Origin of the sequence: Lutibacter oceani, from assembly GCF_003384935.1 — a bacterium.
Classification (GTDB): domain Bacteria; phylum Bacteroidota; class Bacteroidia; order Flavobacteriales; family Flavobacteriaceae; genus Lutibacter; species Lutibacter oceani.
In genome coordinates this window covers 218,268-235,274 of the sequence record NZ_QTTQ01000011.1, presented here as the reverse complement: position 1 = coordinate 235,274, position 17,007 = coordinate 218,268, and the positions used below count along the sequence as shown (strand labels likewise).

Below are 17,007 nucleotides of genomic sequence, written 5' to 3'. Positions count from 1 at the left end.
TCTTTATCGACTTAAATACAATCTTCGTTGAACAGGTTTTCTGCCATTTTTATTAAAGTAAATAATAAAATAGTAAACACCAGCTGGCACCAATTCATCATTGCCATTTAATCTTCCGTTCCAATCAGGTTTTGAAATTGTTGAAGAATAAATTAAATTACCCCAACGGTTATAGAATTCAACTTTAAAATCAGGGTACAGCTCTCTCAAATTTTTTATTTTGAAGGAATCATTTATCCCGTTTTCAGTTGGTGAAAATCCATCATAAATTACAATATCGTATTGCTCACACATATTTAAATTAACGGTAACTTCAAGTGGATTAACACTTAAGCAACTATCATTATTACTTTCTATTGCAAAATATGTGTTCCCGTCAATTAAAAATTCTGAAGAACTTAATTTGTTGCCATTTGGGTATAAATCAAACCAAGAAATTGTACCTCCATTTGAAGGTAAAACATTTTGATTTAAATCAGCGATTGTTGGATTGAACTCAGCGCAAAATTCATTTCCAGAAGTATTTAAAAAAGGAGTTTCTACATTAGTTAATTTTACACTAACTGCAATTCTACTTGAGCTTTCACAGCCATTGGAATCGGTTTGAGCCGCCCAATAATTTAATCCATCAATTAATAAATTATCGGATCTTAAAGGTATGGTTTCTGTTTCGGTTGCATACCAAATAATAGTTCCATTTGCTTGTAAATCAGAAATTTTTGGAAAATTAGAAGCGCAAAAAACTTGATTAGTATTGTTTATTTCAGGTTGCGGAATATCAACTATTGTAGCTATTAATTTTATTTTTGAATTACTTTCACAATCGTTATTTTGATTAAAATTTAAGTTCCAATAATCCTCACCATCTATCAATAAATCTGTTGAATTTAAAGGTGTTTCAGAAGTTTCGGTATCGTACCAAATAGTTCCATAGCCAGTAGCTACTATATCTTCAATTGTTGGATTGTCAGCTTCGCAAAAAGTTTGATTTATTTCAGAAGTTGTCGGTGGTGGAGGAGCACTAATGGTTGTCGAAATCATCAGTCTAGATGAACTAACACAACCCGACGCATTTGTTTGAGCTGCCCAATAATCCTCACCATCTATCAATGAATCAGTTGAATTTAAAGGTGTTTCAGAAGTTTCGGTATTGTACCAAATAATTTCACTTCCGCTAACGGTTAAATCTGCAACTGTTGGATTGTCAGCTTCGCAAAAAGTTTGATTTATTTCAGAAGTTGTCGGTGGTGGAGGAGCACCAACAGTTGTCGAAATCATCAGTCTAGATGAACTAACACAACCCGACGCATTTGTTTGAGCTGCCCAATAATCCTCACCATCTATCAATGAATCAGTTGAACTTAAAGGTGTTTCAGAAGTTTCGGTATTGTACCAAATAATTTCACTTCCGCTAACGGTTAAATCTGCAACTGTTGGATTGTCAGCTTCGCAAAAAGTTTGATTTATTTCAGAAGTTGTCGGTGGTGGAGGAGCACCAACAGTTGTCGAAATCATCAGTCTGGAAGCACTAACACAACCCGAAGCATTTGTTTGAGTTGCCCAATAATCCTCACCATCTATCAATAAATCTGTTGAATTTAAAGGTGTTTCAGAAGTTTCGGTATCGTACCAAATAATTTCACTTCCGCTAACGGTTAAATCCGCAACTGTTGGATTGTCAGCTTCGCAAAAAGTTTGATTTATTTCAGAAGTTGTCGGTGGTGGAGGAGCACCAACAGTTGTTGAAATCATTAACCTTGATGAGCTAACACAACCCGAGTCATTTGTTTGAGTTGCCCAATATTCTTCTCCGTTTGTTAAAATATCTGTCGAATTTAAGGGTGTTTCAGAAGTTTCAGTATCGTACCAAATAATTTCACTTCCGCTAACGGTTAAATCCGCAATTGTTGGATTGTCAGTTTCACAAAAAGTTTGATTTGTTTCAGATGTTGTTGGTGGTGGAGGAGCACTAATTGTTGTCGAAATCATCAGTCTAGAAGCACTAACACAACCCGATGCATTTGTTTGAGCTGCCCAATATTCTTCTCCGTTTGTTAAAATATCTGTCGAATTTAAGGGTGTTTCAGATGTTTCGGTATCGTACCAAATAATTTCACTTCCGCTAACGGTTAAATCCGCAACTGTTGGATTGTCAACTTCGCAAAAAGTTTGATTTATTATAGAGGTAGTTGGTGGTGGAACATTTAAAATTTCTACCTGAACTATAGACGAATTAGTAGCGCAAATGCCTGAATCGCTAGAAACTGTATATGTATAGATTCCTTGGATATTATTTTCAGGTTCAAAAACGCCTAAATACCCGTTAGTTAATTCACTTGGTCCAGACCAAGTACCTGAATTATCAGGCATTCCACCTAATAATTCAAATAGATTTATTGTATTTAAATTGCTTTCACATTCAAAATAAAATACATCTGTGCCTGCATTTGGAGCAATATCTATAGTAATAGTAGTTTTAGTTCTTTTTGTACTTTCACAAGGAAAAGAGACTTGTGTAGCCCAATAATCTTCACCATCAATTAATGGTAAATCTATATTTAATGGCTCTGAGCTGGTTTCATAATCGTACCATAAAATAGTTGTTTCATTTGCTGTTAAATCGGAAATTTTCGGATTTGAAGAAGAGCAAAATGTTTGATTTTCTGGAACTGTCGGAGGTTGGGGATTAATAATTGTTATAGTAGTTGGTAACCTTTTACTAATACATCCGTATTCTGTTTGTTGAACCCAATAGGTAACTCCATTTACCAAAGGTTCTGATGGATTTAATAAATTCCCATCATTTTGAGCATCATACCAGGCTATATTTAGACCAATTGCAGATAAATCGTCAATAGTTGGGTTGTCAATAGCACATTTTCCTACAAAAACATCAACATTTGTTGGGGGCTCACCATAAATTGATACTTGTACTGCAAGTCTATTTGGACTGCAATTTCCATTATTAATATCGTCTGCATAATATGTAGTATTGTTAATTAGAGGTGCTGAGGAATTGTATTGGTTGCCTCCAGATTCGGCATCAAACCAAACAATTGTTTCACCTATAGCCATTAAATCTTCAATAGTGCTATTGTCACTTTTACAAAATACTTGAGACAAGTTTCCAGTTGGATCTGGATTTGTGCATTGTGACAAAACGGATTCAGAATAAACTAATGCAATTATTAAAAACAGAAATTTATTAAAATAGTGTATTAATGAAAATATTAGTTTTTCCATTGAATTTGAGTTTGCCTAGGTAATTTCTTTTAACTACAATTTTTTGTAAGTTAAATATAAGAATTAATTACCATTTATTAGTTAAAACAGGTTGTTTATTTGTAAAACAGGACTTTTTAAAAAAATAAAGTATTTAAATTTTATGATTATCCTTTTTAAGATTTTATTTACATTTGGAATTATAAAGTTTATGCTAAATGAATATACATTTTATTGCTATTGGAGGAAGTGCTATGCACAATTTAGCTATCGCATTGCATCAAAAGGGATATCAAATTACCGGAAGTGACGATACTATTTTTGAGCCTTCAAAATCTCGTTTAGAAAAACGTGGTTTATTACCACAAGAATTTGGTTGGTTTCCAGAAAAAATAACAAATAAAATTGATGCAGTTATTTTAGGAATGCACGCAAAAGCTGATAATCCTGAATTGTTGAAAGCTAAAGAATTAGGGCTTAAAATTTATTCATATCCTGAATTTTTGTATGAGCAAAGTAAAGATAAAACACGTGTTGTAATTGGCGGATCACACGGTAAAACTACCATAACATCAATGATTTTACATGTGATGAATTATCACCATGTAACTGTTGATTATATGGTTGGGGCACAATTAGAAGGGTTTGAAACAATGGTACATTTAACCAATGAAAATGAATTTATGGTGTTAGAAGGTGATGAATATTTAAGTTCTCCAATAGATTTACGCCCTAAATTTCATTTATACAAACCAAATATTGCACTTTTAAGTGGTATTGCTTGGGATCATATAAATGTTTTTCCAACTTTTGAAAATTATATTCAACAGTTTTCAATTTTCACCAATTCATTAACCAATGGAGGAATTATGGTGTATAATGAAGAAGATGCAGTTTTAAAAAATGTTGTTGAACAAGCTGAAAATCCTATTAAAAAATATCCATATAAAACACCAAATTATAAAATTGAAAATGGCACAACTTTATTAGAAACATCTTTAGGTGAAATGCCTCTTGAAATATTTGGTGAACACAACCTTCAAAATTTAGCAGGAGCAAAATGGATTTGTCAGCATATGGGAATTGATGAGGATGAATTTTATGAAGCTATTTCAAGTTTTAAAGGTGCAAGCAAACGTTTAGAAAAAATTGCAGAAAATATTTCAACAGTTGTTTTTAAAGATTTTGCACATTCACCAAGTAAAGTAGAAGCTACCACAATTGCTGTTAAAAAACAGTATAAGGAAAGAAATGTACTGGCTTGTTTAGAATTACATACTTATAGTAGTTTAAATGCCGATTTTTTAAAGGAATATGAAGGTGCTTTGGATAGTGCTGATATTGCTGTAGTATTTTATTCACCACATGCGGTTGAAATTAAAAAATTAGAAGAAGTAACAGAACAGCAAATTAAAAAAGCATTTAAAAGAGATAATTTAATTGTTTATACAAACCCAACGGAATTTAAGGAATACTTATTCAACCAAAATTTTGAAAATACGGCTTTATTGTTAATGAGTTCTGGTAATTATGGTGGACTAGATTTTGAAAAATTTAAAGAAATAATTTAATTTTTCCTCCAAAAGAATGGAGTTAATAAAATTAGAACAGTAAATAATTCTAATCTACCAATTAACATTAAAAAAGAACACATCCACTTAGCAGGAATTGATAAATGATTAAAATTATCAACTGGACTTACAGAGCCAATTGCAGGGCCAATATTTCCTAGCGAAGAAGTTGCTGCACCCATTGCAGATTGAAAATCTAAGCCAAATAGTGAAAGTATTACTGAACTTATAATAAAAATTCCCATATACAATACGAAGAAGGATAAAATATTAAATACAATATTTTTTGGGATACCTTGTCCATCATATCTTACGGGAATAATTGCATTTGGATGTAATAACTTTTTAAATTCTAAAACACTATTTTTAATAATTATAATATGCCTTACAATTTTAACACCACCACTTGTAGAACCAGCTGAACCACCAATAAAAAATAATGAAAACATAATCATGGTTGCTAAAGAACTCCACATAGTAAAATCAGCAGTTACAAATCCGGTTGTAGTTAATACTGAAACTACTTGAAAAGCCGCATGTCTAAAAGCACTTTCGTTTGACCCCCAAGGTTTAGGATGATCAATAGTTGTTACTAAATTTGGATCCTGAAAGTTTATTATAATTAAGGTTATAATTAAAGTTGTTCCAATTACTCCAAAAAAGTAATATTTAAACTCTTCACTTTTAAACACTTTATAAATCTTTCCTTTTAAAGCAAAATAAGTTAGTACAAAATTTGTACCTGCTATAAACATAAAAGCTGTTACAATATATTGTATTATAGGCATTCCATTGTAATGTGCCATACTTGCATTTTTGGTTGAAAAACCACCTGTACTCATAGTTGCCATTGCGTGATTTATAGCATCAAACCAAGTCATACCTGCAAATTTCAACAAGAAAAACTCCACAAAGGTTAATGAAAAATATATTAACCATAATCTTTTTGCAGTTTCAGTAATTCTAGGATGCATTTTATCTGCGGATGGACCAGGAGCTTCTGCCATAAATAATTGCATACCTCCAATTCCTAATAAAGGTAAAATTGCCACTGTTAAAACAATAATTCCCATACCACCTATCCAATGCGTAGCACTTCGCCAAAATAAAATTCCTTTTGGCATTGATTCAATATCGGTTAATATTGAGGAACCTGTTGTAGAATAACCAGAAATAGTTTCAAAAAAAGCATTGGTGAAATTAGGTATTGCTCCTGTAAAAACATAAGGAAGTGTTCCGGTAAAAGAAAGCATTAACCAACCTAAAGTTACAATAATATACCCTTCTTTTTTACCAAGGTTTTTTTTAGCTTTTCTGTTAAAAAACCACAATAGAAAACCTAAAAGAATTGTGGTTAATCCGGCTTGTAAAATTCCTAATTTTTCAGGTTCATTATAGTATATACTAAATGGTACAGCAATAAGCATGAAAAAACCATTAAGCATTGAGGTAAGCCCTAAAAAACTAACGATAATTTTAAAGTTGAGGTTTTTCATTAATTAAATAATTTTTCAACTTTATGTATAGCTTCAGGTAAACAAAATACAACTGCTTTGTCTCCTGCTAAAATTTGAAAATTACCAAAAGTCATATGTGCAATACCATTTCTAATTACACCTCCAAAGACAGCTTTTTTAGTAATTTTTATATCTTTTACTAATTTTTTGGTAACAGAAGAGTTTTCCTTAACCATAAATTCTAATACTTCGGCATCTACATTATGTAAGTTTGCTAATTTTAAAACTTCCCCTTTTCTTACATGTTTAAAAATAGCACTTGCAGCCAAGAGTTTTTTATTAATTAAAGTATCAATTCCAATTGTTTGAGAAATATTTATATAATCCATATTTTCTACCAATGCAATTGTTTTTTTAACACCTTTAGATTTTGCAACCAAACACGACATAATATTTGTTTCAGAATGTCCTGTTACCGCTACAAATGCATCCATTTCTGCAATATTTTCTTCCTCTAAAAGTTCAACATCTCTTCCATCCCCTCTAATTACAAGTGCATTTGGAATTTTTTCTGCAACTTCAAAAGCACGTTCTTTATCAATTTCAATTAATTTAATATTGAAATTATTTTCACAAAGGTTTCTCGCGGCTTTAACTCCAATTTTACTTCCCCCTAAAATCATTACATCTTTTACTCCAAACTCAGTTTTCCCCATTAATTTGTAAAGACTTTTAATGCTTTCTTTTGGAGCTGAAAAATAGATTTGGTCGTCTGCGTGATAAACTGTATTTCCTCTTGGAATAATTGTTTCGTTACTTTTTTCTGGTTTTATAGCTATTGTAATAAAATCTACATCAGAAAATTTTTCTCGGGCTTCTTGTACTGTTAAGTTTATTAAAGGTGAATTATATTCTAAAGTACTTCCTAAAATATTTAAGGTTCCATTTTCAAATTGAATGGTATCATTAAATGCAGATTGATTTAACAGCATTTTAATTTCATCAGCGGCTAATTCACCCGGGGAAATCATACTATCTATGCCAATTTCAGTAAAATCAATTTCAGAATTTTGTGTAAACTCATGATTTGAAATTCTTGCAATGGTTTTTTTAGCTCCCAATTTTTTAGCTAAAACAGCAATGGTAAAATTAGTATTTTGAGATTCTGTTACAGCTAAAAAAATATCAGCTTTATCAATATTAATTTCTTTTAAAAGTTTAATGGAAGTAGCATCCCCTTTTTTTGTAATAACATCAATATGGTTACTTGCATATTCTAGTTTTTCGGAATCAGTATCAATTAAGTAGATATCTTGAGATTCAAAAGAAAGAAGCTTGGCTAAATGGAAACCAACATCTCCAGCACCAGCAATAATAATTTTCATGTACTTAAAATATTTAGTACAAAGATATTATACTTATTTTAAAAAAAAGATTTTTTTTTAATGGATTCAATTTTACGATAAAGCACCAAAATTGTATTAAGCTTAATTTTTAATTAATTAGAATGTTGAAATGTTTAAAATTCTGTTTTTTACTTCATCCGTATAAGTACGTCCAAAAGGATATCTGATACCAGCAATTTCAACACTATTTCCTTCAATAGTATCAATTTTGTTAATAGCAATAGTATAAGATCTATGGATTCTTAAAAAGTTTTTTTCTGGTAACTGATCCGTAAAACTACTTAAGGTTTGGTGTATAATATATTTATTGGTTTTGGTTGTTATTTTTAGATAATCTTTTAAACTTTCTATCACTAAAATATCATCTAAATAGATTTTTTTCATTTTCTTTTTATCAATTTTAACAAAAAGATAAGGTTGGTCTACTAGTTGTTGTCCTATAGTTTTTGAATGTAAAATTCTAAAAACTTTATTGGTAGCCTTTACAAATCGTGGAAAAGGAATGGGTTTTACTAAGTAATCTAGCACGTCCAATTCATAAGAATCTACAGCAAATTCTGTATGTGCTGTTGTGATAATTATAAGAGGTTTTGTATCTAAACTTTTAATAAAGTTTAAGCCGTTTAACAAGGGCATATTTATATCTAAAAATATTAAATCTACAGGATTGCTTTTTAAAAATGATAATGCTTCAATTGCGTTGTTAAAAGTTTTAATAAGTTCAATATCACTAATTTCTATTAAATGATTTTTAATAACATTTAGCGCTAAAGGCTCGTCATCAATGATTATGCATTTTATTTTCATCGTAATTTAATTTTTAGATTTACTACGAATAGTTTATTGTTTTCATTAATTTTCAGCTCGTATTCTTCTTTATTATAGCCCAAAGCTAACCTTTTTTTTACGTTTATTAACCCTATTCCTTTAGTAATACTTTCTTTTTGTTTAATATATGGCATTGCAGGTATTGGATTGGAAATTTTAAAATAAAGAAAATCTTTTTCAACTGTAAAATCAATATCAATTTTTATTTTTCCAATATTTTTATTTGCACCATGTTTAAAAGCATTTTCAATGAAGGACAATAAGAGCATTGGAGCAATTTTTTTGTTTTTTATATTTCCAGAAATATTCATATTTATCTCTAACTGTTCATCAAACCTAATACGCTCAAGGTCTAAATAGTTTTGAATACATAAAATTTCCTTTTCCAAACTTTGCTTACTTTTTTTTGTTTCATATAAAAAATACCGCATTAATTCGGAAAGTCTTAGAATAATTTTAGGTGTTTTTTTTGAATTTTCTAAAGATAATGAGTAAATATTATTAAGTGTATTAAAAAAGAAATGCGGTGAAATTTGAGATCTTAAAAATAGTAATTCAGTTTCTAGTTGTGCTTTTTCTAAATCTGTAACTCGTTTGTGCTCTTTTAACCAATCCATTGTAATTTTTATGGCAGTAACAAAAGTAATTACATACAATTCTCCAATCATCATATCTACAGAATAATTGAATGTTAGTTTGCTAATTACTTCAGTTCCTTCAGGCCATACATTTTCACTTACCAAATAATAAGTAAGATTAAATTTTACCAATAACATTACAAAAAGTGCAGATAAAAGTAGTCCTATATAACTCAAGTATTTTCTTTTAAAAACAAATAATGGCATAAATATATAAATGTTTAAGTAGCATAAAGTCATATGAATTGGAAATCCAATAAGGTTAGTTTTTATTGAATATGCATAATCATCAAAATAACTTCCCCAACGCAGGGTATTAAATATAAAATAGATAGACCAAAAAATGACGTGATGCTTTAAAGAAATTTCTTGAACTTGTGATGAATTGGCTGTGGTTTTATATGAAAATACAGACATAATCTTATTCTTTTTTAGTGTTCAACCGTGTTTAGATGTAATCCGTCTAATTTTTTTTTGAAAAACACGAAATTAAGTAATATTTATAACTAAATTGAAAATTGAATAAATTAAAACTTCAGAAAGCATTTATAAAATGAATACAATAAAGCACTTGCAACTTATTTTTATAATAGGAATTATTATAAGTATTACCTCTTGTGAAAATACTCAAAATGATACTAAAGTAACCCCTAAAATAAATCTTACAAAGTTTGTTAATCCGTTTATTGGAACTGACGGTCATGGCCATACCTATCCAGGTGCAACAGTGCCTTTTGGAATGTTACAAGTTAGCCCGGATAACGGAATTTCAAGTTGGGATTGGTGTTCTGGTTATCATTATTCAGATTCTATAACCATAGGTTTTAGTCATTTACATTTAAGCGGAACTGGAATTGGAGATTTGGCCGATATTAGATTAATGCCAATTAATAAGAAAGTTGATTTAGCAAAAGAAATAAAGTCAAGAAATGATGTGCCTTATAAATCGTTATATACTCATAATAATGAAATTGCTTCACCTGGATATTATAGTGTAAACCTAAAAGACTTCAATATTAAGGCTGAATTAACTTCCAGTTTAAGAACCGCTTATCATAAATATACATTTGCTAAAAACGATGCACAATCTGTAGTAGTAGATTTAGGCTTTGCAATTAATTGGGATAAAACTACGGCTTCAAAAATTAATGTAATTAATGAGACAACAATTTCAGGTTTTAGATATAGCTCTGGTTGGGCAAAAAATCAAAAAGTGTTTTTTGTGGCGCAATTTTCTAAACCAATAGAAAAATATGAATTGTTGAACGATGGAATTTACAAGAATAATGTAACAACTGTTGAAGGTGAAAAATCTTTCGCACAACTTTATTTTAAATCTGAAAATACGCAAGAACTTGTAGTAAAAGTCGCGGTTTCTTCTGTAAGTGAAGCAAATGCGCTGGAAAATTTATCAAAAGAAGAAATTAGTTTTGAAACTGTTAAAAGTAAGGCTGCTGAAATTTGGAATAAAAACTTGTCTAATATTACTGTAGAAACAGCTAATGAAGATTTAAAAACTGCATTTTATACGGCTTTATATCATACACAGGTTGCACCGGTTACTTTTAGTGATATAAATGGTGAATTTAGAAAAGAGAATGATAGTATTGTAAAAGCTCAAAATTTCACAGCATACTCTACATTATCTTTATGGGATACTTTTAGAGCTGAACATCCTTTATTAACTTTTACAGCTAAAGATAAAGTTGCAGGCATTATTAATTCTATGCTGGCATATTACGAAACTAAAAAAATATTGCCTGTTTGGACTTTATATGCAAATGAAACCAATACAATGACGGGTTATCATTCTATTCCAGTAATTGCAGAAGCCTATATAAAAGGCATCAAAGGTTTTGATATTAAAAAAGCTTTTGAAGCTATGAAAACTACAATGATGCAAGATGAAAGAGGCTTGAATCATTATAAAAAATATGGATATATTCCTCATAATTTATTAGATGAATCGGTTACTATAACTTTAGAATATGCTTATAACGATTGGTGTGTAGCGCAAATTGCCAAAGAGCTAGGTGAAGAAGAAGATTATATGTATTTTATAAATCGTTCAAAAGCCTATGAGCATCTATTTGATGCTAAAACTGGTTTTATGCGTGGAAAAGATGAGAATGGAGTTTGGAAAGAACCATTTGACCCTAAGTTTTCTGCACACAGGGTACATGCTGATTATACCGAAGGAAATGCCTGGCAACACAGTTGGTTTGTTTTGCACGATGTAGAAAATTTAATTAAACTACATGATGGAAATGAAAGCTTTACGGATATGTTAGAACAGCTGTTTACAGAGTCTTCCGAAATTACAGGAGATGATGTGTCAGCTGATATTTCAGGATTAATTGGTCAATATGCTCATGGAAACGAACCAAGTCATCATATTGCATATATGTTCAACTTTGCTAACAAACCTTGGAAAACTCAATATTGGGTTCGCGAAATTTTAAAAACGCAATACAATACAACACCCAACGGATTAAGTGGTAACGAAGATTGCGGACAAATGTCGGCATGGTATGTGTTTAGCGCAATGGGCTTGTATCCTTACAGTCCTGCTTCTGGTGAATATCAAATAGGAAGTCCGTTGTTTAAATCTTCAACTATAAAAATTTCTAAAGATATTGCATTCACTATTAAAGCTGAAAATGTTTCAGATGAAAATATGTATATACAATCTGCAACTTTAAATGGAAAAAATTTCAATAGAACTTTTATTAGTCATATTGAAATTATGCAAGGAGGCACACTTCAATTTGTAATGGGAAAAACTCCAAACAAAAATTGGGGAATTAAAAATTAAGCATTTTTAAAATGGATATAATTGATGTTTTAATAATTGCTGTTTATGTTTTACTCACGCTTTTTGTTGGGATTTGGGTTTCAAAAAAAGCATCAAAAGGATTAAAATCCTATTTTTTAGGAGGAAACAATATCAAATGGTACTTCTTAGGTTTAAGTAATGGATCAGGAATGTTTGATGTTTCAGGAACCGCCTGGATGGTTGGAATTTTGTTTCTATATGGAGTAAAAAGCTTTATGTTTATGTGGCTTTGGCCAATATGGAATCAAATTTTTGTAATGATGTTTTTAGCCGTTTGGATTAGAAGATCTAACATTATGACAGGTTCCGAATGGATTTTAACACGTTTTGGAGATAATAAAGCAGGAAGAGCATCGCATATTATTGTTGCTGTTTTTGCCATAGTTGCTGCCATTGGTTTTATCGCTTATTTTTTTGAAGGTGTTGGAAAGTTTATGACCATAATTCTTCCTTGGGATTTAGCACTTCAAATAGGAAATGTAGCGTTGTTAACTTCAGAACAATCCTATGCGTTAATTATAATTATACTAACCACAATTTATACTGTAAAAGGAGGTATGTTTTCTGTAGTAGCCACTGAAGTTCTGCAATATGGAATTATGGTGCTTGCAGGTATTTTAGTTGCAGGTTATGCCTTTTTCACCTTTTCTGATGTTGAAATAAATGCTGTAATTTCTAATGAATGGAGAAATGTATTTTTTGGTTGGGAATTAGAAACGCATTGGAGTGATAAGTATCAGGCATTTAATAATTTAATAGATTCCGAAGGCTATAAAATGTTTGGAGCTTTAATTGGAATGACACTTTTTAAAGGTTTTTTTGCAAGTATTGCAGGTCCAACTCCAAGCTACGATTTACAGCGAATTCTTTCTACAAAAACAGTAAAAGAAGCTGCCTATATGAGTGGTTTTACCAATTTAATTTTATTTATTCCGAGGTATTTATTAATTGCAGGTATTGTTGTAATTGCGTTGGTTACTTTGGCTCCGGAAATGAGTATAAACCCGTTATTAAATGGTGGAGATTTGGAAATTTTATTACCAAAAGTAATTAATTTTCATGTGCCTGTTGGTATAAAAGGATTGTTACTAGCTGGTTTATTAGCTGCTTTTATGAGTACCTTTTCAGCTTTTGTAAATGCGGGTCCTGCTTATATGGTAAATGATATTTATAAAAAATATTTTAAACCATTAGCTACTGATAAACATTATATAAAAGCAAGTCATATTGCGTCATTTATAGTAGTAGGTCTGGGTGTTTTTATGGGCTTTTTTGCAGATTCTATCAACTCGTTAACATTATGGATTACGAGTGCGCTTTTTGGAGGTTATGTTGCAGCAAATTTTTTAAAATGGATTTGGTGGCGATTTAATGGATGGGGATATTTTTGGGGAATGTTAGCTGGGTTAGTGGTGGCTTCATTACAATTTGTACTTGATCAAAACAAAGGTAATTTTTTAGAAAATTCTTTATTTTATGAATTATCACATGTGCATGCCATTTATTTATTTCCCATCATATTTTTTGTTTCGGTTTTAGGTTCTTTTTTAGGAACTTATTTTAGTAAACCAACAGAAATGAAAGTTTTAAAATCGTTTTATAAAGAGGTACGTCCTTGGGGTTTTTGGAAACCTGTTTTAAATGAATTAAAAAAGGATGATAAAACTGCTGTTAAGAATGCTGATTTTTGGTTAGATATGGGAAACTGTATAATTGGTATTATTTGGCAATCAAGTATGATTGTGTTACCAATTTACTTGATGATAAGAGACTACCATAAAACATTAATTGCGTTAGTAATTTTTTTAATAACATCTATAGTGCTTAAATTTACATGGCTGGATAAGGTTAAAAAATTACCAAATTAAAAATTTAATATATAAAATGAATACAATTCCTTGGCAAGATAAACCAATAAATAGCAACGAAGTAATTTGGAGATATTCTGAAAATCCAATTATTAATCGAGATCAAATACCAACTTCAAACAGTATTTTTAATAGTGCAGTTGTGCCTTTTAAAGATGGTTTTGCAGGTGTTTTTAGATGTGACAACAAGGCAGTTCAAATGAATATTTTTGCTGGTTTTAGTAAAAATGGAATCGATTGGAACATAAATCATGAGCCAATTGAAATGAAGGCTGGAAATACTGAAATGATTGATTCTGATTATAAATACGATCCGCGTGTTGTTTTTATTGAAGATAGGTATTGGATTACTTGGTGTAACGGTTATCATGGACCAACAATTGGTATTGCCTATACGTTTGATTTTGTTGAATTTTTTCAATGTGAAAATGCTTTTCTTCCATTTAATAGAAACGGTGTTTTATTTCCTCAAAAAATCAACGGAAAATACGCCATGTTAAGTCGACCAAGTGATAACGGGCATACACCTTTTGGAGATATTTACATTAGTTACAGTCCTGATATGAAATTTTGGGGAGAGCATCGTTGTGTTATGAAAGCCACAGCTTTTGAAGACAGTGCTTGGCAATGCACAAAAATTGGTGCAGGACCCATTCCTATTTTAACTAACGAAGGTTGGTTAATGTTGTACCACGGTGTAATAAATACATGCAACGGATTTAGGTATGCAATGGGAGCAGCCATTTTAGATGAAAACCAGCCAGATAATGTAAAATACAGAACACAGCCCTATTTATTAGGTCCACAAGTTAATTACGAGCAGGTAGGTGATGTGCCAAATGTGGTGTTTCCTTGTGCTGCATTGCACGATATTGAACAAGATAAATTAGCAATTTACTATGGAGCAGCAGATACTGTTGTTGCTTTGGCATATGGAAAAATAAGTGAAGTAATTCAATATACAAAAGAGAATAGTTTATAAAATTTTAGATATGAAGTTCAATAGATTAGTTATAGCATTGTATTTGTTTTCAATTGTAAGTTGTGCGCAATCAACAAATAATGTTCCTAAAAGTTATATTGCTTATAAAACTTCTGAAGAAATTAAAATTGATGGAGAATCAACGGAAAACTCTTGGAATAAGGTTAAATGGTCTGATACTTTTATTGATATTGAAGGTATAAAAGAACCAACATACAATACACAAGTTAAAATGATGTGGGATGAAACTTACTTTTATATTTTGGCTAAATTAGAAGAACCACACGTTTGGGCAGATATTACTGAACACGATGCTATTATTTTTCATAACAACGATTTTGAAGTTTTTATTGATCCAGATGGAGATACTTTTAACTATTATGAATTAGAAGTAAATGCCCTAAATACAGTTTGGGATTTATTTATTACAAAGGCATACAGAGAAAAGAACGAAGCTTTAAACGATTGGACGTTAACTGGATTAAAATCTGCTGTTAAAGTTGATGGAACTATTAATAATCCAAATGATAAAGATAAAGGCTGGACATTAGAATTGGCAATTCCCTGGGAAGCTTATAAAACTTCTTATTTTGAAAAAAATGTTCCTGAAAATAAACATTGGAGAGTTAATTTTTCGAGAGTTAATTGGGATTTTCAATTAGAAAATGGGGTGTATCAAAGAAAAAAAGATGCTGAAGGCAAATTATTACATGAATACAATTGGGTTTGGTCCCCACAAGGCGTTATAAATATGCATGAACCAGAAAAATGGGGTTATGTGTATTTTTCATTAAAAGAAGTAGGTTCAAAAGACAGTTTTACAATTCCGCAAGATGATGCTGTTAAAGCCGAATTATACAGTTTGTATAAATCTCAAAAAAGCTATTTTAAAAAGTATAAAAAATGGGCAACAACTATAGATAGTTTAACTTCTAAAGCAATTATTGTAAATCATAAAACATTGCAACCAACATTAGAAAATCACGCAACAGGTTATAATATTTCAGTAAAAAGCCCTTTTACTAACACAATATTAATTATTAAAGAAAACGGTAAAATTATTTCAAATTAAATCTATTATGAACTTACACAAATTATTATTTTTTGCAGTTGTATTAACTATTTTTTCTTGTGAAACCAAAGAAGAAAAAAAAGACACAACAGTAATTTCTGAAACCATTAAAACAGAAAACGTGTTTGAATTTGGTGTTTGGACCACCGCAAATAATGAAAAATCGAATGAAGAATACGCTCAAGAATTTGAAAAATACAAGTCAGCTGGTATTGATGAGGTGTTAATCAATACAGGAACAGATCCTGAATTGTTAAAAAGAATTGCGCCTATTGCAACCGAAAAAGGATTAAAAGTTCATGCATGGATTATGGCAATGAATCGCCCAGGAGACACTATTGCTCTAAAACATCCAGAATGGTACGCAGTTAGTAGAGAAGGAAAATCATGTTTTGATACACGTCCGTATGTTGGTTATTACCAATGGTTATGCCCAACTAGAGAGGAGTCTCGTAACCATGTTTTAAGTTTGGTTGAAGGTTTGGCTAAAGTTGATGGCATTGAAAGTGTTCATTTAGATTATATTCGTTTTTCAGATATTTTCCTACCAATTGGTTTACTGCCAAAATACGATTTAGTACAAGATGAAGAATTACCGGAGTTCGATTTTTGTTATTGCGATGTTTGTGTAAGCGAATTTGAAAAAATGCATCATAAAAATCCAAGAAATATAAAAAATACAGACATTGATATGGAATGGAAACAATTTCGTTTAAATGCTGTTAGAAATGTAGTAAATGATGCTTATAAAATTGTACATAAATACAACAAAAAATTAACTGCAGCCGTTTTTCCTTATCCTGAAATGGCAGATCATATGGTGCGTCAACGTTGGGATAAATGGACCATTAACGAAGTATATCCAATGATTTATCACGGTTTTTATAATGAAGAAGTAGATTGGATTGGTTTTGCAACCAAACAAGGTGTTGAAGATGTAAAAGATAAAGGAATTGGTATTAATACCGGAATTTATATGCCAGATTTTAAATCTGTTGAAGATTTTAAACAAGCAATTTTACTAGCAAAAGAAAATGGCGCAAAAGGAATTACATTTTTTGATGGTCCAGCAATTTCAGAAGATTATTTAAAAGCAATTAAAGAAACAAAAGAAAGTTTGAAATAGT

At 30.6% G+C, this 17,007-nt stretch carries 11 protein-coding genes; 6 read left to right on the top strand and 5 right to left on the bottom strand.

Annotated elements, in window-relative coordinates; translation table 11 throughout:
- Nucleotides 1-3 precede the first annotated feature (3 nt).
- A complete protein-coding gene (locus tag BX611_RS10370; RefSeq protein ID WP_115880929.1) occupies nt 4-3,243 on the bottom strand; it encodes an Ig-like domain-containing protein in 3,240 nt (1,079 codons plus the stop codon).
- 197 nt (nt 3,244-3,440) lie between these two features.
- Between BX611_RS10370 and BX611_RS10365 the strand changes: the two genes are divergently transcribed.
- A complete protein-coding gene (locus BX611_RS10365) occupies nt 3,441-4,793 on the top strand; it encodes a UDP-N-acetylmuramate--L-alanine ligase (protein WP_115880927.1) in 1,353 nt (450 codons plus the stop codon).
- Here BX611_RS10365 and BX611_RS10360 read toward each other — a convergent pair.
- The 4 genes from BX611_RS10360 to BX611_RS10345 all read right to left on the bottom strand — a co-directional run bounded on the left by BX611_RS10360 (nt 4,790) and on the right by BX611_RS10345 (nt 9,539).
- Nucleotides 4,790-6,289, bottom strand: coding sequence for a TrkH family potassium uptake protein (locus tag BX611_RS10360; protein WP_115880925.1), 1,500 nt, complete (start codon nt 6,287-6,289; stop codon nt 4,790-4,792). The genes BX611_RS10365 and BX611_RS10360 overlap by 4 nt on opposite strands.
- Nucleotides 6,289-7,635 carry a Trk system potassium transporter TrkA gene (trkA, locus tag BX611_RS10355; RefSeq protein WP_115880923.1) on the bottom strand — a complete coding sequence of 449 codons (1,347 nt, stop codon included), beginning with the start codon at nt 7,633-7,635 and terminating at the stop codon, nt 6,289-6,291. Before trkA ends, BX611_RS10360 begins: the two co-directional genes overlap by 1 nt.
- A gap of 117 nt (nt 7,636-7,752) precedes the next feature.
- Entirely contained in the window at nt 7,753-8,463 is a 711-nt protein-coding gene (locus tag BX611_RS10350; protein WP_115880921.1) for a LytR/AlgR family response regulator transcription factor, read from the bottom strand.
- On the bottom strand, nt 8,460-9,539 hold the full coding sequence (locus tag BX611_RS10345) for a sensor histidine kinase (RefSeq protein WP_115880919.1): 1,080 nt from the start codon (nt 9,537-9,539) through the stop codon (nt 8,460-8,462). The genes BX611_RS10350 and BX611_RS10345 overlap by 4 nt, the downstream gene beginning before the upstream one ends.
- 136 nt (nt 9,540-9,675) lie before the next feature.
- On the opposite strand from BX611_RS10345, the gene BX611_RS10340 reads away from it, so the two are divergent.
- Genes BX611_RS10340 through BX611_RS10320 form a run of 5 tightly spaced genes read left to right on the top strand, consistent with a single transcriptional unit; the run spans nt 9,676 to nt 17,006 of the window.
- Nucleotides 9,676-11,937: a GH92 family glycosyl hydrolase gene (locus BX611_RS10340; RefSeq protein WP_115880917.1), complete on the top strand. Its 2,262-nt coding sequence runs from the start codon at nt 9,676-9,678 to the stop codon at nt 11,935-11,937.
- Nucleotides 11,938-11,948: 11 nt separating this feature from the next.
- Entirely contained in the window at nt 11,949-13,826 is a 1,878-nt protein-coding gene (locus tag BX611_RS10335; RefSeq protein WP_115880915.1) for a sodium:solute symporter family protein, read from the top strand.
- A 16-nt stretch (nt 13,827-13,842) separates the two neighbouring features.
- On the top strand, nt 13,843-14,808 hold the full coding sequence (locus BX611_RS10330; RefSeq protein WP_115880913.1) for a glycoside hydrolase family 130 protein: 966 nt from the start codon (nt 13,843-13,845) through the stop codon (nt 14,806-14,808).
- A gap of 10 nt (nt 14,809-14,818) precedes the next feature.
- Nucleotides 14,819-15,880 carry a carbohydrate-binding family 9-like protein gene (locus BX611_RS10325; RefSeq protein ID WP_115880911.1) on the top strand — a complete coding sequence of 354 codons (1,062 nt, stop codon included), beginning with the start codon at nt 14,819-14,821 and terminating at the stop codon, nt 15,878-15,880.
- A 7-nt stretch (nt 15,881-15,887) separates the two neighbouring features.
- A complete protein-coding gene (locus tag BX611_RS10320) occupies nt 15,888-17,006 on the top strand; it encodes a putative glycoside hydrolase (protein ID WP_115880909.1) in 1,119 nt (372 codons plus the stop codon).
- Nucleotide 17,007: the final 1 nt, after the last annotated feature.

Excerpts from the sequence above, each read along its gene's own strand:
- BX611_RS10325 (WP_115880911.1), top strand. The coding sequence starts at position 14,819 with ATGAAGTTCAATAGATTAGTTATAGCATTGTATTTGTTTTCAATTGTA.
- BX611_RS10350 (WP_115880921.1), bottom strand. The coding sequence starts at position 8,463 with ATGAAAATAAAATGCATAATCATTGATGACGAGCCTTTAGCGCTAAAT.
- BX611_RS10330 (WP_115880913.1), top strand. The coding sequence starts at position 13,843 with ATGAATACAATTCCTTGGCAAGATAAACCAATAAATAGCAACGAAGTA.
- trkA (WP_115880923.1), bottom strand. The coding sequence starts at position 7,635 with ATGAAAATTATTATTGCTGGTGCTGGAGATGTTGGTTTCCATTTAGCC.
- BX611_RS10335 (WP_115880915.1), top strand. The coding sequence starts at position 11,949 with ATGGATATAATTGATGTTTTAATAATTGCTGTTTATGTTTTACTCACG.
- BX611_RS10360 (WP_115880925.1), bottom strand. The coding sequence starts at position 6,289 with ATGAAAAACCTCAACTTTAAAATTATCGTTAGTTTTTTAGGGCTTACC.
- BX611_RS10345 (WP_115880919.1), bottom strand. The coding sequence starts at position 9,539 with ATGTCTGTATTTTCATATAAAACCACAGCCAATTCATCACAAGTTCAA.
- BX611_RS10370 (WP_115880929.1), bottom strand. The coding sequence starts at position 3,243 with ATGGAAAAACTAATATTTTCATTAATACACTATTTTAATAAATTTCTG.
- BX611_RS10340 (WP_115880917.1), top strand. The coding sequence starts at position 9,676 with ATGAATACAATAAAGCACTTGCAACTTATTTTTATAATAGGAATTATT.
- BX611_RS10365 (WP_115880927.1), top strand. The coding sequence starts at position 3,441 with ATGAATATACATTTTATTGCTATTGGAGGAAGTGCTATGCACAATTTA.
- BX611_RS10320 (WP_115880909.1), top strand. The coding sequence starts at position 15,888 with ATGAACTTACACAAATTATTATTTTTTGCAGTTGTATTAACTATTTTT.